The following is a 20,548-nucleotide window of genomic DNA, read 5'->3' on the forward strand; positions in this document are numbered from 1 at the left end:
CGAATTCCAAAGCGCCTCCATGTGTTGCCGTGAATTGTCTTGAAACTACGAGTGCTTCTTAGCACAAAGGCTTGACCGCGTCAACGGTGACGCCGCCTTCGGCCGTAAGCGCTATCACATCTCGAGCGATCACGGAGGCCGCTCCGGCCTGATTGCACACGCTGAGCGCGCATAGGTTGCGCCGACTCAGAGACCACACTCCATAGTCCAGCACTTCGAGAAGAAAGCCCAAAAGGCCCCCTTCCCCTTCAACGCGTCGTCCGCATCCCCGATGAAGAAGAAAGCTTTCAATCTCTCGAAAATTGTCAAGATGCGGCCCCCAACAGCAGGGCACACCGTGAACGGCGGCTTCCAACGGATTGTGCCCTCCAAAAGGCACTAGGCTGCCGCCGATAAAGGCGCCCTGCGCCAAAGGATACAGGGAAGCCAGTTCCCCGATGGAATCCAGAATTAAGACCTGGGCGGCATCGACCCCATTCCCGCGACTTCTCAGAGCCCAGCGCAAGCCCAGCGCGTCGCAAAGCGCCGCCAGGCGCGCACCTCTTTCAATATGGCGCGGTGCCAGAAGCAGAAGAGCCCTTGGATGGTGGCGCAAAAGGCTTCGGTGTGCTCTGAGCAACGTGGTTTCTTCGCCGTCGTGAGTGCTTCCTGCAATCCACAAAGGTCGGCCTTCTTTAAGAATCAAGGCTGGTCTGAAAGCGCTTTGGGCATATTTCTGTTTTTGCAACACAGCAAGATCGAACTTCAGATTCCCGGCCACGCGCAGTCGCGGCTCTGGAACGCCGAGCGCGGCAAATCGGCGGGCGTCGTCTGTGGACTGTACATAGATTCGATCGAAAAATGCCATTAGTGAACGGCTGAGCAGTCGAAAGCGCCGGTGACGGGCAAAGGATCGCAAAGAGAGCCGCGCATTGACCATGAGGACAGGCACATGCCTTTTCTTGAGGGTCCTGAGAAGATTGGGCCACAGGTCCGTCTCAACAAGAATGAAAGCAGCCGGGCACACCCGGCGAACCAACCGGATCATGTTCCAGATATGATCGTGGGGGAGATAGAACACTGTGGTCACCAGCGGGCCTAATTCCCTTTGAGCCACGGCGAAGCCCTTTTCCGTGGCCGCCGAAAAGACGATGGACCCTTGCGGGCGCCTGGATCGAATCTGGTGCACGAGGGGCGCGGCGGAAAGAACTTCGCCCACCGAGAGGGCGTGAATCCAGACCGGTGAAGAAGGCGTGTCCAAGTTTTGTGGAAGCTCAAGTCCGAGCCGATATCGGTGGGACGAGGCGTACTTACCTGACGTTGCCTGACGCAGGCGATAATAGAGCCACAAAAGGGGCCACGAAGCGCTCAGCGCCACATTGTAAACAAAGCGCCATGGTTCCATAAAAGGCCTTTGCGCAATTCTCTCAATCGGCTTGCTGAAACTGAATGTCGTAAAGTCGCCGGTATTCGCCATGGCGTTCCATCAGGCTGTGGTGCGAGCCTTCTTCGATGATGCGCCCGTGACGCAACACGAGGATGCGATGGGCGATCTTGACCGTTGACAGCCTGTGCGCGATGACAAAGGTGGTGCGGCCCTGCATGAGGTTTTCCAGAGCCTTCTGAACTTCCAGTTCCGCTTCGCTGTCCAGAGCGGACGTGGCTTCGTCCAGAATAAGAATGGGAGCGTCCTTGAGAAGAGCCCGCGCAATGCAAATCCTCTGTCTTTGGCCTCCAGACAACATCACCCCTTGCTCTCCGACCACGGTGTCAAAGCCATGAGGCAATTGGCAGATGAAGTCGTAGGCATAGGCGGCTTTGGCTGCGGCAAGGAGGTCCTCTTCCGATTTAGACGGGTCACCGTAGGCGATGTTGTTGCGCACCGTGTCATTAAAAAGAAAGCTGTGCTGCGTCACCATGGCGATATGGCGCCTCAAGGAACGCACGGTCACATCCCGCACGTCGATTCCATCGATGAGAATAGCACCGTGCGTCACGTCGTAGAAGCGTGGAATGAGGTGAACCAGAGTAGTTTTGCCTCCCCCGCTACTGCCCACCAGAGCGACCACTTCCCCGGGGTTCACCTTGAGGCAGATGTCATGGAGCACGGGCACGGAGTCATAGGCAAAAGACACATGGCGAAATTCCACGGCGCCGCGCACTCGAGCAAGTTCCACGGCACCGGGCCGATCGACGATGTCGCTCTTTTGCGAGAGGACTTCCTGAACGCGTACAATCGAGGCGATGCCTTTTTGCAACGTGCTGTTGAGCTTATTCAGGCTCTTAACCGGTTTGTAGAGCATGATGAGGGCTCCGAGAAAGGAAAAGAAGGTGCCCGGTGTGGAGGTTCCTCCAATTACCTGAAACCCGCCATAGGCAATGATGATGGAAATAGCGATGGCTCCAATGAATTCCATCAAAGGACTGGAAAGGGCGTCAATACGCAGGGTTTTGAGTTGATTTTGCAGAACTGACCGGTTTTGTCGCGCAAAACGCTCCTTTTCGTGATCTTCCATGCCAAAGGCCTTGACGGTGCGTACGCCTGTAAAGGACTCATGAAGCACCACACTGAGATGCGCCGTCTTTTCTTGGCCTCGGCGAGCCAGCCTGCGCAGTTTCTTGCCAAAGTGAACCAGAGGGAAAAAGGCCAGGGGAAGTACCGCCACGGCAATGCTGGCCAGTTTCCAATTTTGATAAAAGACTACGAAAATCAGGCCAATGATGGTCACGGTGTCACGAATTAATCCCGACACCGCCTGATGCACGGTCACCTGAATTTCTTTGATATCATTGGTGATGCGGCTCATGAGGGTGCCGGTGCTGGCCTTGTCAAAAAAGGACAGAGACAGACCCTGGATATGTTCAAAGAGCTCTTGTCTCAACCCGGCGACCACGCGAAGCCCAACAGATTGCAAAAAATACGTGCTTCCCCAGTCACTGATCGCCTTGACCAGCGAAACCAAAAGAAACACCGCAGGCAACAGGCTCAGCATGAACCTGTCTTTGTTGATGAAGATTTCGTCCATGGCCGGTTTGATGAGGTAAGCCGTGACGCCTGTGGATCCGGAGACCAGGAGCATGCAAAAGGCGGCCAATGCCAAGCGGCGCCAATGGGGCCGCAGAAGGCTCACCATGTGACGCAAAGCCATACGGGTTTGAGAATCCTTTTTCAGCATAAGTCCAAGGCCATGGATGCTGCGCGTTCCGCCGCGCCGGGTTCTCCCAACACGTCGGCAAGACGTTCAAACCAGCGGCGCTGATCGGCAGCGCGTTCCGAATCTTTCAACAAAAGCATGGCTTCCTCAGCAAGGCGTTTCGGACACGCTTCATGCTGAAGAAGTTCTGGACAGACGCGGCGCCCTAGAATGACATTGGGCAGCGCAATATGGGGCACGCGCAGAACGTGCCGAGCCACATGATATTCCAGCGCCGAAACCTTGTAAACGACCACTAAGGGCGTGCCCAGAAGGGCCGATTCCAAGGTGACCGTTCCAGAGACAGCCAGGGCCACATGGGAGGCGCGGATGGCGCGATGGGTGTCCTGATGAATACATCGCACCGGCACAGAACTTTTTTCCAGCATGGCCAAGACCTGGGTTCGATCCAGACCGGGCGCAACAGGGAGGATGACTTCAGCGGAAGGAAAGGCTTGACGCACCCGCTCGGCCGCGTTCACAAGTATCGGCAGAAAGGTTCTGATTTCTCCTGATCGGCTTCCCGGAAGAAGGCAAATCACGGGTTCTGAGTGTAGACCCAAGAGGCGCCGGCACGTGGCGGCATCTTCCACGCCACGAACTTCATCCACCAGGGGATGACCCACGAAACGCACGGTCATGCCCCGCTGTTGATAAAAGGCTTCTTCGAAAGGCAAAATGACGGCCATGGCGTCGACGAAGCGCTTGAGGGATCGAATCCGTCCGGACCTCCAGGCCCACACTTGAGGGCTGATGTAGTAAAAAACCTTCAGGCCCAGGGAACGGGCCGTGCGCCCGACACGGAAGTTGAAGTCGGGAAAATCGATGAGAATGACAAGATCCGGACGCGCCTGCCGAAGATAGTGGCGAACGTTCCTCAAGGCCCGGTACAAAAGACGGGCTTTGGAAAAGACTTCCAGGACACCGATCAGGGCCAGGTCGCGGTAGTCGACCAAAAGATGCGCCCCGGCCTCCCGCAACTGAGGGCCGCCCATGGCGTCGATGTGCGTCCAAGGATTTTTCTTTCGAAGGGCCGTCACCAAGCGCGAGCCGTGCAAGTCTCCCGACGCTTCTCCGGCACTGACAAAAATCCTCAGCCTTTTCATTCCGCGCCCTTGCCCTGAAGTGACTGAATCCGGGCATGAATCTTTTGGGAAATGGCCAAGGCCAGCCGCACCGCTTCCATCCCTTGGCGGCCGTTGACAACGGGAGCGGATCCCGTTCGCACGGACTCAAGAAAGGATCGAATTTCTTCTTCTAGAGGATCCCGGTTGTCCACATCAAGTTCTTCCATGGTAATTTCGGGATAGCCGCTTTCGTCCAGCTCGTCCTCTTTTAAGAAGGAGTAGGCACGTCGATTGCTGAAGTCTGCAACCAGGTATCGGTTTTCCTGAAAAATGCGCAGCCGTCTCATGTTTTTCATGGAGATTCGGCTGGCCGTAAGGTTGGCCACAGCCCCGTTACGAAACTCCAACCGCACATTGGCAATGTCCGGAAGCCGACTGAGGACCGGCACGCCGGAGGCCGAAAAAGTTACCACCGGGGAACGAACTAAATGCAGTACCACGTCCAAATCGTGGATCATAAGATCCAAGATGACGTCCACTTCCAGACCTCTTTCGTTGAACGGAGCCAGCCGGTGTGCTTCGAGAAAAAGAGGGTTGCGGACATAAGGTTCGAGCGCCTTGAAGGCGGGATTGAAGCGTTCCAGGTGCCCCACTTGCAGGACCATGCCCTTGGCTTCGGCGAGCCGCACCAGTTCCTGCGCCTCTTCCAGAGACTTCGTCAGGGGTTTTTCCACCAGCACATGGACGCCGGCTTCCAGGAAATCTCGAGCGATGGCAAAATGGTGCTGTGTTGGGGTGACGACGCTCACAGCATCGACCACTCCCATGAGATCCCGGTGGTCCGTGTAGGCTAAACAACCCAGCCGCCGCGCCAACCGCTCAGCCCTTGCGGGGTCAATGTCCACAACGCCCACGAGTTGCGCTTCCTCGAGGCGGGCATATTTTTCGGCATGAAACGTGCCGAGGTATCCCACACCGATCACGGCGGTGCGCAACGCGCCGGGTTGGGCCGCACGAATGACCGGAACAGGTTTGGGGGTTAAAGTCGCTTCGGCCGAACTAGAGCCGAGAAGATTTTTCTCAGGACTTTTGGTTTCGGTCCCCGATGGAGGGTCCGCCATGGCCACAATGGTCATGCCATAGCGATCGGCGGCTTCTACAACCTTTTCGCGATCAAAGATCAGCGTCTTGCCGGCTTCCACCACGAGAACCCGGGCCTTGACGGTGCGCATGGTCTCAATGGTTTGCAAACCCACCGCCGGAACATCAAAGCGCAAATCCTGAATGGGCTTGCTCACTTTGATGACCACAGCCCCTTGTCGGCACAAACGCCCGCCTCGCACAATGGTTTCATCCGTTCCATCCATCCCTTCCACCGCCAGCACCGCCTGGTCCTTGACCACCAGGCACTGGCCGATGTCCAGATGGCCAACGGCCTTGGCCATGTCCCAGCCAAAAAGGACGTCGCGCTGTTCCCGAGCGTTGAGATGCCGTCGCGTTAGAAGGCCTTCCGGGGCCAAAAGCCCGGGCAGAAACAGGGTAGACGGCTCGACGCGAATGCCGTCCTTTTCCAATTCCCCCGCCAAAGATCGCAACAGATGATCGTCTTTCTTGTTGCGCAGGGAGGCCAGCAGCCGAAAGGCCCTCCAGTCCGGTCGAATTTTCGCGTAAAGGCGCGTCTTGTTGATAGACCCGGCCATGGCCACCCGCGTGATGCCGGCTTTATGAAAAATGCGAATGAGCTTATTGAGCTGTCCCAGCTTGAGCAGATGAAAGGCGTGCACATGGGAAGCAAGGGCTAGGTCCGTTTCCCCGTCAAAGCCTACGGCCACCACCTGGTAGCCCGCTTCCTTGGCGGCTTCAGCAAAAAGGAGCGGAAATTGTCCGCCCCCGGCGATAAGTCCGATCAAAGTCCCCTTCACCATGGCGTGATAAGTCTCTTGAGCGAATCGTGTTCAGCGCGTGGCTTGGACACCTCAGCGGGTGATGCCCCTTTGCGTGCCATCAATGAACCGCAGCAAGGTTTCCACCTCCGCCACATTTCCCACCTCTCGGCGCACTTCCTCAATGGCTTTCGACAAGGTTTGGCCACTGCGGAAAATGATACGATAAGCTTTTTTCAGTCCTTGGATGGCTTCGGTGGAAAAACCCTTTCTTCTTAAGCCCACAAGGTTAGGTCCGTAGAGTTTTGCGGGGTAACCGGTGGCGAGCATATACGGAGGTATATCCTTTTTAATGCCGGCTTTCGCTCCGATATAGGCATGGGTCCCGATTCGCGAGAATTGATGAATGGCGACAAAGCCGCCGATGACCGCGTCGTCTTCGATGACCACATGCCCCGCCAGCATAGCGGCGTTAGCCATGATCACACGATTGTGCAAAATGCAATCATGGGCCACGTGAACATAGGCCATGATCAAATTATGATGGCCGATGCGTGTTTCCCCACCGCCGTGTTCCGTTCCTCGATGAATGGTGGCGTATTCTCGAATGGTGTTTCCGTTGCCGATGACGAGCCGGGTAGGGCTCCCCTTGTATTTCAGATCCTGGGGAGGGAAGCCGATGGAGACAAAAGAACTGATGCGGTTGTTGGCACCAATTTCGGTCCAACCCTCGATGACCGTATGAGAGCCGATGGATGTTCCCGAGCCGATCCGCACATGAGGGCCGATGACGGCGTAGGGGCCGACGACCACATCGTCGGCCAGTTCCGCCTTGGGATCCACAATGGCCGTGGGATGAATATCCATGTGAAGTTTCCATCCTCCTTTGAGCGGTTAAGGTTCGATGGTTGCCAGAAGTTCGCCTTCGGCAGCCAGTTCATCCCCCACATACGCTTCCCCCTTCATTTTGAAGACGGGCCCTTTGCGGCGCAAAAGCTTCAATTTCAGGATGAGCTGGTCGCCGGGACGCACAGGGCGTCGAAAACGCACCTTGTCCATGCCCATAAAATAGACCACGCCCTGAGAATCCGTTTCGCGAAGAGCGAAAGCCAGAACACCACCCGTTTGGGCTAGCGCTTCCATGATGAGCACACCGGGCATGACGGGATGGGCTGGAAAGTGTCCTTGAAAAAAAGGCTCGTTCAGGGTGACGTTTTTTAACCCCGTGATTTCTTCTTCTTTCATTTCCAGAATGCGATCCACCAGGAGAAAAGGGTAGCGATGAGGCAGTCTTCTGAGGATTTCTTCAGCATTCATTTCCATGGCCCGCATCCTTGCATGGTTTCGAGGTCCTGCCCAAGGCCTCCTCCAAAGAGCGCACACGGTCTCGAAGGGCCGCCAATTCCTGCTGCCATCGAGGAAGCCTCAGCCAAGCAGCGTAGTGGCGCAGCCACTGCTTTTGAGGCATGGCCGGAATGCCCAACAGATCTTGGCCGGGTTCCACCGAATGGGAAATGGCGGACTTAGCCCCGATGCGCACGCGATCGCCCACCGTCACATGGCCCGCAATGCCCACTTGGCCTCCCAGGACCACATGATTTCCCAAAGTAACACTGCCGGCAATGCCCACTTGCGCCACAAGAAGGCTGTGGCGACCAATGGTCACATTGTGCGCAATGTGGACCAGGTTGTCGATTTTGACCCCTTCCTGAATCCAGGTCCGCCCGAAAGTGGCTCGGTCAACGGTGCAATTGGCGCCGATTTCCACGTCGTCGTCGATTTGAACGATGCCCGTCTGAGGAATCTTCGTGGAACGACCTTCAGCGTCCTGGGCAAATCCAAAGCCGTCACTTCCAATGACCGTTCCCGAGTGGATGATCACGCGATTTCCCAACCGGCATCCGTCCAGAATGGTGACATGCGGATAAATCAGGCACTGAGCGCCAATGGTCACGCCAGCCCCTACGTACACATGGCCGTAGAGGCGCGTGCCGGATCCGATGGAGGCACCGGGACCCACATGGACCCACGGACCCACGGAGGCATCCTCGGCCACGAAGGCCTCAGGGGATATGAGAGCGCTGGCGTGAATGCCTGGATTTAACACCGGAGGGGAATAGAAGAGCTGGGCGGCTTTGGCCATGGTCCAATACGGATTCGAAGAGACCAGAACAGGCAGCCCCACATCCTCCAAACTGGCATCCCCGATCACCGCCGCCGCGCGGCACCTTTCCAGTTTCGCTTTGTACTTGGGGTTGGCTAGAAAAGTGATCTGTGTGGGGCCTGCCGTTTCCAGGGGCCCGACCCCTTCAACGATCAGATTGGGGTTTCCCTTCAAGGTCACATCAAGCAATTGGGCCAGTTCCGAAAGGCGATAACGCTTTTTTTCCACGCCGCACAGCCTTTCCTCAAGTCTTATCGCTTGACTTTGTCCAGTTCCTTGATGATGGTCTGGGTTAAGTCACTCTTTTCGTTGGCATACGCCAAACCGGCTTTTTGAGCTTCAAAGATAAAATCGTATTTTCCCTTCTTGCCGATGGTCTGCACGATGTCCATGATTTTATCGATCAGGGGTTTGGTCAACTGCTGCGACAATCTGTTGAGTTCCGCATTGCTTTCCATAAGAAGCTTTTCGCCTTCCATCTGCATCTGTCGCAGCTCTTGAGCTTTTTGCTTCTTGGATTTTTCATCCATCATCTTGAGTTGTTTTTCAAAAGATTCCTTAACTTCCTGAAATTCTTTGGCCTTGGCTTGCACGTCGGCTTCCAGTTGCGCTTTCTTGGTGTTGAATTCTTTTTTTACTTCCTGGCCCCATTGGGAGCGGTCAAGAACGGCTTGAAGATCAAAGTAGCCGATTTTAACATCAGCACCCCGGGCAGATGGATTCCACACACAAAGGCTCACCAGGCACAGAACGACGGAAAATAGACGATACTTCATGAGTGTCTTAACCTCCCATGTCTAAGTTTGGGCAACACGCTCGTTTGGCTAGAAAAATACGCCCATGGAAAATTGCCAATTGCTTGTATCTTCGCCGGATTTTCGATCCAAATTGTAGCCCCATTCGATGCGCAGTGGCCCCAAGGGAGAATTCCAACGCAAACCCATCCCACCTGCCTTTCGAAAATCATTTAGGCGAAAATCTTCGCCCTTTGCAAAAGCGTTGCCGGCATCAAAGAAGAGGACGCCTCGCATGCCGATTTTTTCCACCAGAGGAAAGAGCAGTTCCAGGTTTACCTGGCCGAACTTGATGCCGCCGATGCTATCCCCCGTTTCCGGATCCTTGGGTCCCACGTCGCCCCATCTAAAGGCCCGAATGGAATTGATGCCTCCAAGAAAGAAGCGTTCATAGATGGGGGCCGGCTTGTCCGCGTCCAACTCAAAGATGTAGCCGCCCTTCACGTGCGCAAAGCCAACAAACTTCCACCACAAGGGCACATACCGGCCGACTCCACAAACGACACTCACGAAATCCGAATCACTTCCTAGATAGGGAATGGAATATTCCAACGAAACCTTTACCGTAGATCCTCGCGTGGGTAGAAAGGGATGGTCGGTGCTGTCCCGTTCGATGGACCCTATGAGGCTGCTTTTAATTTGGCGCCCCTCCTGGTCTTTGATGATAAGCGCCGCATCTTCGGCCACATTAGACACCTTAGCGCTTTCAAAAACATACGCCAAATGCCACCGGCTCCACGTGCCAAAGGGATGGCTGATTCGAAGCTTGCCCCCTGTAGCGTCTTTGTCGAAGTCGTTGTATTCTCGATACCAATCATAAAGGTCGAATCCGGCGGAAAGGGGTATGTCGAACAACCACGGTTCGGTGAAACTGATCGAGTACCGCGAGGTTTGCCCGCCCAGATAGGCCTTGAGAGCGAGGTATTGGCCACGGCCGAACAAGTTTCGCTCCATAATGTTGCCTCCGACAAAAACCCCGTCTTCCGACGAATAGCCGCCTCCCACACTAAGCGCTCCTGTCGGCTTTTCTTTCACCTTGACGTTGAGGTTCATGGCTTCCGAGCTGGAGCTCTGGGAACTTTGAATGTCGACTTCTTCAAAATAGTCCACGCGCCGAAGATTCAGCTGACTGCGTTCCAAGGCCGAAACGCTGAAGCGGTCGCCTTCGGCCAGCTGAATTTCTCGTCGAATCACGTTATCCCGCGTTCGCGTATTTCCCGTGATGGTAATCTTTTCGATGTGCACCACGGGTCCTTTGCGTAGTTGATAGACCACGGTGGCGGTATGGCTTTCCTGGTTTTTCGTCACCATGGGGTCCACCTCAGCGTAGGCGTGTCCCGCATCCATGAGGTGTTTGGTGAGGGTGTCCAGGTCTTTGCGGAGTTTTTCACGGCTGAAATACTGTTTTTCCTTAAGTTCCAGTTTTTCGGCCACTTTCGGGGTGGTTTCCAGAAGGTCGCCTTGAACTTGTACGGAAGAGACTCGGTACCGCTCCCCCTCCATCACGGGAATGGTCACATGAAAACCATCGTCTTTCATTTCCACCGAGGGCGTGCCCGCTCGAGCGTCCATGAAGCCCCGATCATGGTAAAAAGCGGTCAGCCGGTCCAAATCTGTATCCAACACTTCCCGATCCAGTACCCCTTTGTCGGAAACCCAGGAAAAGAAGCCGCGTGCCTTGGTTTCCATGATTCCTCGAAGCTTACGGTCGGAAAAATGTTTGTTGCCCGTAAACGTTACACGCTTCACGTAAACCTTTTTGCCTTCTTTGATGCGAAAGGTGACCACCGCCTTTCGAGGATCCTGTGGAAATTCGACAGACGGGGAGACTTCTGCATGGAAAAAGGCCTTTTGATGGTAGAGCTTGACGATGCGGTTGGCATCGTCATTGACCACGTTCATGCGCAGTACGGTAAATGGTTTGGTGGAAATGGCCGCAAGAATATCCTTGTCTTTGATCTTGTCATTGCCTTTAATCTTGACGTCCACCACGGAAGGCTTTTCCCGCACCACGAACGTCACCTGCTTTCCCTTATCGGTATCCGTAACGTCGACGGCCACGGTTTCAAAAAAGCCCATTTTGTAGATGGTGCGAAGGTCTTCCTGCAGGGTTTCCTGGCTAAGCAGTTCGCCTTTCTTTGTTTTCACCTGCACCAAGATGGCGTCCGGCTCGATGCGCTCGGTGCCTCGCACGCTAACATCCGCCACCACGGCTTTGGCTAGAACATGAACGGTGACCTGTTGAGCCATTTGTTGAGCGGCATCGACCAGGTTGGCCCAATCCCCTTCCACAAAGAGGACTTGTGGGGCCGCCGGCCTTTCCGCGTCCACGAGTCGTCCGTCCACACTTGCCTTGTCCCCCAGTTGTGTGAGGCTTCCCCAGATGACGTAGCGGGCCTTGAGGCGCCGTGCCAAGTCCAGGGCTTGCGACTCACTTGCCACGGGTTGGTTTCCTGCCGCGCGCCGCACCTCGGGCAACGGCACCAGTTCCACACCCAGGTTGAGCAGGCTTTGAGCAATCAGTTCTTGGACTCCGGTGCTTAACTGAGGTTGAGGCTGGGCCGTGTGGACGGCAAAAGGGGCGACGGCAACCCGTGGGTGCTCAGCCGGTGCCATTTCCTGTCCCTGCGCGCTCAAAGCCCACAGCAGCAAAACCCCCAAAGCATAGCCGAGCTTTCTGGCCATCATGATTCTCCTCATGGGTGTTCTACCAAAGCCCCTTCGCCTCCTGACCCTCAGTGGACAGCCGCCACCGGGCGAAGTTGCCCGTCCGAAAGTTGCAACGTGCGATGCATGACGGCGGCCAATTCCTGATTATGGGTCACCACGACCATGGTGAGGCCCAACTCTTTATTCAAAGCGACCAGCAACTCGTGGAACCGCCGGGCCGTCTTTGTGTCCAGATTTCCCGTCGGCTCATCGGCCAGCAGGATCGAAGGTCCCAGAACCAAGGCTCGAGCGATGGCCACGCGCTGTTGTTCACCGCCGGAAAGTTCCGCCGGCCTGTGGTGACGGCGGTGGCTTAGCTCCAGTTTATCCAAAAGATCTTCCGCCCGTGCTCGAACGGCTTTTTTGGAAAGGCCCGCGATCATACCGGGCATCATGACGTTTTCCAGGGCCGTAAATTCCGGCAACAAGTAATGAAACTGAAAAACAAACCCGATATGACGATTGCGAAATTCGGCCAGCGTGTCCTCCGGCCACAAAAAGACATCGTTGCCTCCAAAAAGCACCTTGCCGGCCGTGGGCCGATCCAGGGTACCGAGAATGTGCAGGAGGGTGGATTTGCCCACCCCAGACGCGCCCACCACGGCGACCATTTCGCCTCGAGAGACGGTCAGTTCTAAATCTCGAAAAAGTTCCACCCGCTGCGGCCCGTTGTTGAACACTTTGGAAATGCCCACGGCATGAATCTGCAGACCCTGCGGTCGCTCATTCATAACGCAGCGCCTCCGCAGGATGAAGCTTGGCGGCCTGCTTTGACGGATAAAACGTCGCCACAAGACAAATCGCAACCGCCGCACAGGCAATGAGGACCACGTCCAGCGGTTCCGTGCGAACCGGCAGGGTGGATATGTAATACACGTCCCTGGGAAGCTCGATGAACTGGTAGCGCTTGAGTAGTTCGCATAGGGTAAAGCCACCCACGAGTCCCAGGACGGTGCCCACCACGCCGATGAGTAACCCTTCCAAAACGAAGATGCGCCGAACCTTATGCGTGGTGGCGCCCATGGCTTTGAGAATGGCGATGTCTTTGGTTTTTTCCATGACCATCATGATTAAAGAACTGACAATGTTAAAGGCGGCAACCAAGATGATCAAAGTGAGTATGATAAACATGACGACCTTTTCCAGCTTGAGTGCCGAGAATAGATTGTGGTTCATCTGCATCCAGTCTCGAACCCAATAGGGATAGCCAAGTTTTTTTTGCAGCTTATTAGAGACGGAGGCGGCCGCATAAATATCCTTCACCTTGACTTCGATGCCGCTCACAGCATCGCCGATTCCCAAAAGCTTCTGGGCATCCCTGATATGGACATAGGCCAGAGTGTTATCGTATTCATACATGCCTGATTTAAAAAGACCAACCACCCGATAAAGCCGACTCTTGGGAACGCGCCCTGCAGGCGTGGTCTGCCCCGTGGGGGAAATCAGGGTCACATAGTCGTTGGTCTGAACGCCCAGGCGGGCCGCCAGTTCGACGCCAACAATGATGCTCGGCGCAGGACGCTCTGTGAACGATGCGTCTTCACGGGACGATAAAAGGGAGGCGAGGGTGCCTTGAAGAAGGCTTTGTTCCAGCCGCGTCACCCTGGGGGCCGTTTTCGGGTCGATGCCCCGCAGAATGGCCCCGGAGATGAACTTGCCGGAATTCACCATGACTTGGGTGAGCACGAAGGGTGTCGCCGCCTCAACCCCGTCTTCCCGTTCAATTTCTTGCACCAGATGAGCATACCCGTCAAAGATGCCTTGAAAATGACCGATGACGGCATGGGATGTGATGCCCAAGATGCGGTCCCTCAAATCGTGCTGAAAACCGTTCATGACGGCCAAAACGACTATCAGAGCCATGACCCCAACGGCCACGCCGGCCACCGAAATCAAGGTGATCAGGGAGATGAAGGCATGCCTTCTTTTGGCCATCAGGTAGCGGAGACTGACAAAAAGCTCAAACTGCATAGGGGCTTCGCTACTGCTTCTTTTCGGGACGAAGATGTGGAAACAAGATCACATCGCGAATGCTCGGCGAATCGGTAAAAAGCATGACCATGCGGTCGATGCCGATTCCTTCTCCGGCGGCCGGAGGCATTCCGTATTCGAGAGCTCGAATGTAATCCTCATCCATCAGGTGCGCTTCCTCATCTCCGGCTTCTCGCGCTTCCAGCTGGCGCCGAAACCTTTCCCTTTGGTCCCGAGGGTCGTTCAGTTCCGAAAAGGCATTGGCCATTTCCCGGCCTGCAATGAAGAGTTCAAAGCGATCTGTCAGGTGCGGCTCCCGATCGTTTTTTCGGGACAGCGGCGACACCTCAAGGGGATAGTGGGTTATGAAAGTCGGCTGCACCAGTTTGGGCTCCACCACGAGGTCAAAAATCTTGGTGAGAAGCTTGCCATGGCCTTCGTATTTTTCCACTGGCAGGTTTAGGGAACGGGCTACATTGGCAGTGGCGTCGGGATCGTGCACGGCTTCCGGCGGAATTTGGCCGATTTCCGTCAACGCTTCCGACAGACGAAAGCGGCGCCAGGGAGGTGTCAGATCTATGGTAGCGCCCTGGTAGGTAACCTGAAGGCGACCGCCGTTGACCTGTTGCGCCACGTGGACAAAGAGTTGCTCGGTGAGGGTGATAAGGTCCTCAAAGGTGGCGTAGGCTTGGTAGAATTCCAGCATCGTGAATTCGGGATTGTGCTGCGTGGAAATGCCCTCGTTTCGAAAATTGCGGTTGAGTTCAAAAACACGTTCAAAGCCGCCAACAAGAAGCCTTTTAAGATAAAGCTCCGGAGCGATGCGAAGATAAAGGTCAATGCCGAGAGCGTTGTGAAAGGTCTTGAAGGGCTTGGCCGTGGCGCCTCCTGGAATGATCTGCATCATGGGCGTTTCCACTTCCAGAAAGCCTCGACTGGAAAGAAATTGCCGCACGGCCTGAACGATCTGCGTCCTCTTGACAAAGGTGTCTCGAACCGAAGGATTCACAATAAGATCCACATACCTCTGGCGGTAGCGGGTCTCCACATCTTTGAGGCCGTGGTATTTTTCGGGAAGTGGACGAAGGTTCTTGGTTAGAAGCACGACGTCCTGGGCCAGAAGGGTCAGTTCCTTGGTCTTGGTGCGAAAAAGGGTGCCGCGAACGCGGATGATGTCTCCCAGATCCAACTTCTTGACTAGGGCGTACGCATCCTTGCCCAGCGTGTTTTGCTGGCAGTAAACCTGAATGCGGCCGGAACCGTCCTGAATGTGCATAAAAATGGACCGGCCGAAAGAACGCAACGCCATGATTCGACCCGCCACAAGGAAAGGGGCAGGGGGATCAGATTCCAGCTCCTCCTGGCTCTTGTGACCGAAATCGTTCACGATGGAGCCGATGGCATGATCCACGGTGTATCCGTTCGGGTAAAGGCATATGCCTTCCCGTTCCATTTGTTCCGCTTTGGCAAGGCGCTCCCGAAGTACCTGACTGAGTTCCTCCATAGATGTAGGTGTCCTTTCCTTTTCCAGCGATGAAGAGTCGCACAATCGGCCGAAAAATGCGGGAGAACCGTAGTTGATTTGGGCCGTGGCGTCAAGCACGGACCCTGCTGAGCCATGTGGAGAGAGCCTATTTGCGGGTTTTGTCTTTCATGAGGGCCGAGATGCTAAAAGCGCCAATGAGGACGCTCAAAATGAGAAGCGCCCAATCGCCGTGGTGCCAAACCCGTTGCACGCCAAGCCCGAAAAGAATCACGCCCCCTCCCAAACACATCCACGCTGTACTGCGACTCATCCCTTCCCCCTGGAAAACCCTTGGTGCTGCACTCCAACCATGGACCGTGTTTATCCGACCCTTTTCCCAAAAACGCGAAGTTTGTAACGGCTCATTCAGGCAAAAACGAAAAAGTGACTTTCCATTGCATTCAGACCGCTTGAAATCTTAAGCCAGTTTTGATTTTCAAAGCAAAGAAAAAGGAAACGTGAATCGGTTCCGCCGGCGCACCGTGCCAAGGGCCACCATGGCGCCCTTGGCAAGGCTATTGACAGCGCCGGGGCTTTACGTAAAGTAGGGCCCACATTTTCACTGGGTCGGAGCGGCCTTTCGGCCGACCGCCATCGTGGGCGCCTGTAGCTCAGGAGGACAGAGCAGCGGACTTCTAATCCGCGGGTCGGGGGTTCGAATCCTCCCAGGCGCGCCATAAAACCAATGGGTTAAAGCTCATCTTGAGGCTCTTCGAATTTCTTAAGCCCAACCCTCCTTGCGCATTGCCCGCTGCAAATGTTCATCGTAGCCTTCTTTTCTGGCGATTTTGCACCCAACGGATTCGATCCTGATGTCTCTTCTGTCACGGAAAATCTAGCTTTGGTCTTTTATCGGAAATGCGTGCGGAAAGAATGCTCATGGCCGTGAGATCATCATCTTTTGGCCTGGCAAGTGAGATGGCCGTCGGAGAGTTTGCGTTCGGCCTTTTCGGCATGATCCAATCCCTCATGCATCAAAGGCAAGGTACGGATTTTCTGAGAGTTCTTTCAGCCGGGTATCCTGTGCTCATCGGCTCTACGAAGCTTTTCAACTATAGAAAGGACCGATTTCTATCTATTGGAAAATCGGACATTTCCTATTTGTCCCTCTGGCGATCATGCCATAGAAACACAGAGCATTTGTGAATGCGCTAAACATCTATTTGAAGCACGCGGCGCAAGGCCTGCCCTCGGAAAACCTAAAGAGGTGTTCTACGCGGCAGTGCTCGACGCGGCATCCCAATCCTATAGGGAGGAGAGCCATGACGGGACGTTACGAGGCCATGTGGGAGCGGTTGAACTTGGACCTAGACGCCCACGCATCGCTATTGGAGGTCCTCGGAAAGTTTTATGGTGACATTTACATGAGTCAGCAGGGCCGGCTTCGAGGTATGGAGTACCTGGATTTCGTGCTTTCAGAGATTCATGGTCTGCGCATTCAGGAACTTCAGGAAGCTCGGGCTAACGGGCGCAAAGTCATTGGCACCTTTTGCGTGTTTGTTCCCGAAGAAATCGTGTGGGCTGCCGATGCCATTCAGGTAGGGCTTTGCGCCGGGGCGGAAGCCGGCACCGAAGCGGCGGAAAAAATTCTTCCCCGCAACACCTGTGCCCTCATCAAGTCCTTTGTGGGTTTTAAACTGGCGCGATTGTGCCCTTTTATCGAATCCTGCGATATGGTGGTGGGAGAAACCACCTGTGACGGTAAGAAAAAGGCCTATGAGATCTTTTCTGACTATGCGCCGGTGTACGTCATGGAAATTCCCCAAATGAAATGTGCCGCCGACCGAGCCTTGTGGAAAGCGGAAGTCCTTCGGTTCAAGCAGGCCGTCGAGGATCTCACAGGTCGATCCATCACCGCAGAACGCTTGCGGGAAGCAGTTGTTCTTATCAACCAGCGCCGGCGGGCGCTGCAGCGCCTGAATCGCTTGCGAGCCGCCCATCCGGTGCCTATTTCCGGTCGCGATGTGCTTCTCATCAACCAAGTGAGTTTCTACGACGATCCGAAGCGTTTCACCCAAAAAATTGAGGAACTTTGTGACGAGTTGGAGGACAAGGTTCGTCGAGGCGAGGGGGTTGCCGACGGGGCCGTGCGGCTCATGCTTTCGGGATGCCCCATGGCCATTCCCAACTGGAAGCTTCCCTATATCATCGAATCCTCAGGGGCTGTGGTGGTCGGTGAGGAATCCTGTATCGGGTCCCGTAACACGCGAGACCTGGTCGACGAAAGCGCCTCCAACTTGGATGAATTGCTGGACGCCATCGTGGATCGGTACATGAAGATCGACTGCGCCTGTTTTACGCCCAATGCGGAGCGATTGGAGCACATTGTGGACATGGCACGGGAACTCAACGTCAAGGGCGTCATTCACTATGGGTTGTCGTTCTGTCAGCCGTATGCCATGGAAAGCTTCAAGGTGGAAAAGGCCCTTCAAGAAGCGGGTTTTCCCATGGTGGCCATCGAGACGGACTATAGCATGGAAGATGTGGAGCAGTTAAAAACGCGAGTGGAAGCGTTTGTGGAAATGGTTCGCTGAGGGTGCATTGTTAAAATGAAGCCCATGGGACGGCAGAAACCATGATGACGCCGTGCTGAGGCGGCGGGAGGTTGGCTTTTGGCATGGCGATAATTGGCCTTGATGTGGGGAGCCGATCCATTGAGCGGGTGGTTCTGGAGGAATCCTCTGGAAAATGGACGTGGGAGAAAGCCCCCACCACCTTTGATCCTTTGGCGCAGTGTCGAAGGCTTTTGGCCCATGTGGATGGATGCTCCGTGGTGGTCACCGGATACGGACGCCGACTGGTGGCGGAACAGTTTCCACACCTTTGCGCGCGCACCGTGACCGAAATTCAGGCTTACGCTCGAGGCGTCCACCACCTGTATCCGCAGGCTCGAACCGTCTTGGATATCGGAGGTCAAGACACCAAGGTCATTGCCTTGTCCGCCCACGGTTCTGTCGCCAAATTTGAAATGAACGATCGATGTGCTGCCGGAACCGGAAAGTTCTTGGAGTTTATGGCCTCATCCCTTCAGGTTCCCTTGGAAGCCTTTGGACACTTTGCCTTGCAGGCGGACAAACAAGTCGAGATCAACAGCATGTGTACCGTTTTTGCCGAATCCGAAGCCACCTCCTTGATGGCTCGCGGAGAAAGACCTCAGAATATCGCCATGGCGCTGCATCGAGCCGTCGTGCGCCGCACTTTGGCCATGCTGCGTCGCGTGGGCGGGGCGTCGCCTTTGGTTTTTGCCGGCGGCGTGGCGCACAATCCCTGCGTGTGCCGGCTTTTGAGCGAATCTCTGGGCGAGGCCATGATCGTTGCCGAGAATCCCGACGTGATCGGCGCCTTGGGCGCCGCCTTGATCGGAGCGTCAGGGTGATGTGCGTTTCAGCCCAGCAAAGTCCATCTCCGGCTCATGGTGATGGCGGAAGTCTGTGATGACCGGCCTCGAGGGGGCCGGTCGATGTGGGAGCAATGCAGACAGGACAAAAAACCTGCGGGGAGGTTTATGACCTGCCCCTTCGAGCGTGCTTGAGCAGGTTTTGTCTTGAATCGTAGGTGCCTCGCTTGCTGATTTTGGGGGCCAAAGAGCGGGGAATGGTTTTTGCCGCTTCAAAAAAGATCAAGGACGGAGCCGCACTTTCACTGCCTTTGCCATCGGATGTCCGGTATCCCCACGCGTTGGCTGACAGCTGACCTATAAGCAAGGCTTCCGAACATCGGAACTTCCTATTTGCACTCAAAGAGCAACACGTCTACACCTTGTGCGACACCAAAATTTCCTTAAGGAATGCCAAGAGAGCCGCGCAGGGCGGCACGGTGAGTCACGGCACACAAGGAGGAGGCCTCAATGGAAGCCCTCACACCGCGTAAGCTTCAAGACGATGTTCGCCAGTATCTCAACCAGTTTGATCTCAATCTTTGCCTCACCTGCGGCACCTGTTCCAACGGTTGCCCTATTACGGGGACGCCGGGCATGGAAGGCTGGGATACGCGTAAGGTGATCCGCATGTTGGCTTTGGGGCTTTTGGACGAGGTGGTGCAGTCCAAGTTCCCATGGGTGTGCACAGGATGTGGCCGCTGTGCCCATGCGTGCCCCATGGGCATCGACATTGTGGCGATTCTTGGTCACATGAAGCATCTGCGGCCTCGGGACCAAGTTCCAGGCATTCTGCACAAGGGCGTTGAAAATGTGTTGGCAACGGGTAACAACATGGCCATTCCCCAGGAAGATTATCTTTTTCTGATGGCCGATTTGGGTGCCGAACTGGCCGCCGATGAGTGTCCCGGTTTTTACGTGCCGGTGGATAAGCCGGGTGCTGACATCCTCTTTTTTCCCAACAGTAAGGAAGTTTTCTCTGACAATGAAGACATGAAGTGGTGGTGGAAGATCTTTTATGCTGCCAAGGAAAACTGGACCATTCCACTGGAGAATTGGGAGGCGGTGGACTGGGGCTTGTTTACGGGAAATTATGAAGCCACCAAGATCTTGGCCAAACGCAAGATTGAGCACATGAAACGCCTTGGTGTTAAGCGCATGATTATGCCCGATTGCGGCGGAGGATCCTACGGCTGCCGAAAGGGGATGAAGGTCTGTTCAATGGAAGACCCCACCAACCGCGTCGACTATATTTATCTGTATGATTATTTGAAAGAAATTATAGAGACGGGTCGAATTCGCCTGGATAAGAGCCGCAAGGCAGGCAAGGTCTTCACCTGGCACGATTCCTGTAAACACGGCCGCGAGTTGGAACGCAACTTTGGTAAAGGTTACTACGAAGAACCCCGCTGGATCATTCAGCAGTGTGTGGACCAGTTCGTCGACATGGAACCCAACCGGAGCTGCAACTATTGTTGTGGTGCCGGCGGCGGTAATTGGCCCGCGCCCTTTGAGGAAGAATCGGCCTTTCACGGGCGCTACAAGGTGCGCCAGATTAAAAACAGCGGCGCCGATGTCGTGGTCGTGGGCTGCTCCAACTGCCGTGATCAGATGATGAGACGGTTGCCCAAATATTATCCGGAAGACGCGAAGTACGAGGTGAAATACATTTGGCAACTGGTGGCGGAAGCTCTTGTATTAGAACCGTGGAGCGATGAAGAGGTGGCTCGGGCCGAAGAGGAAGCGCGGGCACAGTGGGAGCGGCTTGGCGTGGACATGGAGGGGGATCTGGAGTAGGAGTCTGTTTCGACTGGGAGCGCCGACGGCTTTCGTGCTTTTTGCCGTCATCAAAACAAGATGCGGGATGGCCCCTCTCCTATCTCTCC

Annotated in this window: 16 protein-coding genes and 1 tRNA gene; 4 read left to right on the forward strand and 13 right to left on the reverse strand. The window is 55.2% G+C overall.

From position 1 onward, the window contains the following. Positions 1-58: 58 nt before the first annotated feature. From EDC27_RS09595 to EDC27_RS16020, 13 genes are all read right to left on the reverse strand, one after another. Positions 59-1,456, reverse strand: a complete 1,398-nt coding sequence (locus EDC27_RS09595; RefSeq protein WP_123290395.1) for a 3-deoxy-D-manno-octulosonic acid transferase — start codon at positions 1,454-1,456, stop codon at positions 59-61. Beyond that, positions 1,407-3,128, reverse strand: a complete 1,722-nt coding sequence (gene msbA / locus EDC27_RS09600) for a lipid A export permease/ATP-binding protein MsbA (protein ID WP_211334850.1) — start codon at positions 3,126-3,128, stop codon at positions 1,407-1,409. Before msbA ends, EDC27_RS09595 begins: the two co-directional genes overlap by 50 nt. Before the next feature lie 20 nt (positions 3,129-3,148). Continuing rightward, positions 3,149-4,279, reverse strand: a complete 1,131-nt coding sequence (lpxB, locus tag EDC27_RS09605) for a lipid-A-disaccharide synthase (protein WP_123290397.1) — start codon at positions 4,277-4,279, stop codon at positions 3,149-3,151. Beyond that, complete coding sequence (gene lpxI / locus EDC27_RS16535) at positions 4,276-6,165, reverse strand: UDP-2,3-diacylglucosamine diphosphatase LpxI domain-containing protein (RefSeq protein ID WP_245994427.1); 1,890 nt, start codon at positions 6,163-6,165, stop codon at positions 4,276-4,278. The genes lpxB and lpxI overlap by 4 nt, the downstream gene beginning before the upstream one ends. Before the next feature lie 51 nt (positions 6,166-6,216). Beyond that, positions 6,217-6,990 (reverse strand): acyl-ACP--UDP-N-acetylglucosamine O-acyltransferase, encoded by a 774-nt coding sequence (lpxA, locus tag EDC27_RS09615; RefSeq protein ID WP_123290398.1) that lies wholly within the window; start codon positions 6,988-6,990, stop codon positions 6,217-6,219. 27 nt (positions 6,991-7,017) lie between these two features. Beyond that, positions 7,018-7,446: a 3-hydroxyacyl-ACP dehydratase FabZ gene (gene fabZ / locus EDC27_RS09620; protein WP_211334851.1), complete on the reverse strand. Its 429-nt coding sequence runs from the start codon at positions 7,444-7,446 to the stop codon at positions 7,018-7,020. Further along, positions 7,430-8,515, reverse strand: a complete 1,086-nt coding sequence (gene lpxD, locus EDC27_RS09625) for a UDP-3-O-(3-hydroxymyristoyl)glucosamine N-acyltransferase (RefSeq protein WP_170161734.1) — start codon at positions 8,513-8,515, stop codon at positions 7,430-7,432. Before lpxD ends, fabZ begins: the two co-directional genes overlap by 17 nt. Before the next feature lie 23 nt (positions 8,516-8,538). Beyond that, positions 8,539-9,063: an OmpH family outer membrane protein gene (locus EDC27_RS09630; RefSeq protein WP_123290400.1), complete on the reverse strand. Its 525-nt coding sequence runs from the start codon at positions 9,061-9,063 to the stop codon at positions 8,539-8,541. A 48-nt stretch (positions 9,064-9,111) separates the two neighbouring features. Further along, on the reverse strand, positions 9,112-11,769 hold the full coding sequence (gene bamA, locus EDC27_RS09635) for an outer membrane protein assembly factor BamA (protein WP_170161735.1): 2,658 nt from the start codon (positions 11,767-11,769) through the stop codon (positions 9,112-9,114). Between the two features lie 47 nt (positions 11,770-11,816). Next, positions 11,817-12,521 (reverse strand): ABC transporter ATP-binding protein, encoded by a 705-nt coding sequence (locus EDC27_RS09640; RefSeq protein WP_123290402.1) that lies wholly within the window; start codon positions 12,519-12,521, stop codon positions 11,817-11,819. Then, positions 12,514-13,761, reverse strand: a complete 1,248-nt coding sequence (locus EDC27_RS09645; protein ID WP_123290403.1) for a lipoprotein-releasing ABC transporter permease subunit — start codon at positions 13,759-13,761, stop codon at positions 12,514-12,516. The genes EDC27_RS09640 and EDC27_RS09645 overlap by 8 nt, the downstream gene beginning before the upstream one ends. Before the next feature lie 10 nt (positions 13,762-13,771). Continuing rightward, complete coding sequence (gene lysS, locus EDC27_RS09650) at positions 13,772-15,265, reverse strand: lysine--tRNA ligase (RefSeq protein ID WP_123290404.1); 1,494 nt, start codon at positions 15,263-15,265, stop codon at positions 13,772-13,774. 127 nt (positions 15,266-15,392) lie between these two features. Next, complete coding sequence (locus tag EDC27_RS16020; RefSeq protein WP_170161736.1) at positions 15,393-15,557, reverse strand: hypothetical protein; 165 nt, start codon at positions 15,555-15,557, stop codon at positions 15,393-15,395. 329 nt (positions 15,558-15,886) lie between these two features. Between EDC27_RS16020 and EDC27_RS09655 the strand changes: the two genes are divergently transcribed. The 4 genes from EDC27_RS09655 (at position 15,887) to EDC27_RS09675 (ending at position 20,459) form a co-directional block, all read left to right on the forward strand. Next, positions 15,887-15,963: transfer RNA gene (locus EDC27_RS09655), tRNA-Arg, on the forward strand. Between the two features lie 585 nt (positions 15,964-16,548). Beyond that, positions 16,549-17,820, forward strand: coding sequence for a double-cubane-cluster-containing anaerobic reductase (locus EDC27_RS09665; protein ID WP_123290406.1), 1,272 nt, complete (start codon positions 16,549-16,551; stop codon positions 17,818-17,820). An 83-nt stretch (positions 17,821-17,903) separates the two neighbouring features. Further along, on the forward strand, positions 17,904-18,662 hold the full coding sequence (locus EDC27_RS09670) for an acyl-CoA dehydratase activase (RefSeq protein WP_123290551.1): 759 nt from the start codon (positions 17,904-17,906) through the stop codon (positions 18,660-18,662). Between the two features lie 471 nt (positions 18,663-19,133). Beyond that, the gene (locus tag EDC27_RS09675; RefSeq protein WP_123290407.1) at positions 19,134-20,459 is read left to right on the forward strand and encodes a (Fe-S)-binding protein; all 1,326 of its coding nucleotides are present in this window, start codon (positions 19,134-19,136) and stop codon (positions 20,457-20,459) included. The last annotated feature ends 89 nt before the right edge of the window (positions 20,460-20,548 follow it).

It is taken from the genome of Desulfosoma caldarium (assembly GCF_003751385.1).
GTDB classification, from domain to species: domain Bacteria; phylum Desulfobacterota; class Syntrophobacteria; order Syntrophobacterales; family DSM-9756; genus Desulfosoma; species Desulfosoma caldarium.

Excerpts from the sequence above, each read along its gene's own strand:
- EDC27_RS09595 (WP_123290395.1), bottom strand. The coding sequence starts at position 1,456 with ATGGCGAATACCGGCGACTTTACGACATTCAGTTTCAGCAAGCCGATT.
- msbA (WP_211334850.1), bottom strand. The coding sequence starts at position 3,128 with ATGGCTTTGCGTCACATGGTGAGCCTTCTGCGGCCCCATTGGCGCCGC.
- lpxB (WP_123290397.1), bottom strand. The coding sequence starts at position 4,279 with ATGAAAAGGCTGAGGATTTTTGTCAGTGCCGGAGAAGCGTCGGGAGAC.
- lpxI (WP_245994427.1), bottom strand. The coding sequence starts at position 6,165 with ATGGTGAAGGGGACTTTGATCGGACTTATCGCCGGGGGCGGACAATTT.
- lpxA (WP_123290398.1), bottom strand. The coding sequence starts at position 6,990 with ATGGATATTCATCCCACGGCCATTGTGGATCCCAAGGCGGAACTGGCC.
- fabZ (WP_211334851.1), bottom strand. The coding sequence starts at position 7,446 with ATGGAAATGAATGCTGAAGAAATCCTCAGAAGACTGCCTCATCGCTAC.
- EDC27_RS09630 (WP_123290400.1), bottom strand. The coding sequence starts at position 9,063 with ATGAAGTATCGTCTATTTTCCGTCGTTCTGTGCCTGGTGAGCCTTTGT.
- bamA (WP_170161735.1), bottom strand. The coding sequence starts at position 11,769 with ATGATGGCCAGAAAGCTCGGCTATGCTTTGGGGGTTTTGCTGCTGTGG.
- EDC27_RS09640 (WP_123290402.1), bottom strand. The coding sequence starts at position 12,521 with ATGAATGAGCGACCGCAGGGTCTGCAGATTCATGCCGTGGGCATTTCC.
- EDC27_RS09645 (WP_123290403.1), bottom strand. The coding sequence starts at position 13,761 with ATGCAGTTTGAGCTTTTTGTCAGTCTCCGCTACCTGATGGCCAAAAGA.
- lysS (WP_123290404.1), bottom strand. The coding sequence starts at position 15,265 with ATGGAGGAACTCAGTCAGGTACTTCGGGAGCGCCTTGCCAAAGCGGAA.
- EDC27_RS16020 (WP_170161736.1), bottom strand. The coding sequence starts at position 15,557 with ATGAGTCGCAGTACAGCGTGGATGTGTTTGGGAGGGGGCGTGATTCTT.
- EDC27_RS09665 (WP_123290406.1), top strand. The coding sequence starts at position 16,549 with ATGACGGGACGTTACGAGGCCATGTGGGAGCGGTTGAACTTGGACCTA.
- EDC27_RS09670 (WP_123290551.1), top strand. The coding sequence starts at position 17,904 with ATGGCGATAATTGGCCTTGATGTGGGGAGCCGATCCATTGAGCGGGTG.
- EDC27_RS09675 (WP_123290407.1), top strand. The coding sequence starts at position 19,134 with ATGGAAGCCCTCACACCGCGTAAGCTTCAAGACGATGTTCGCCAGTAT.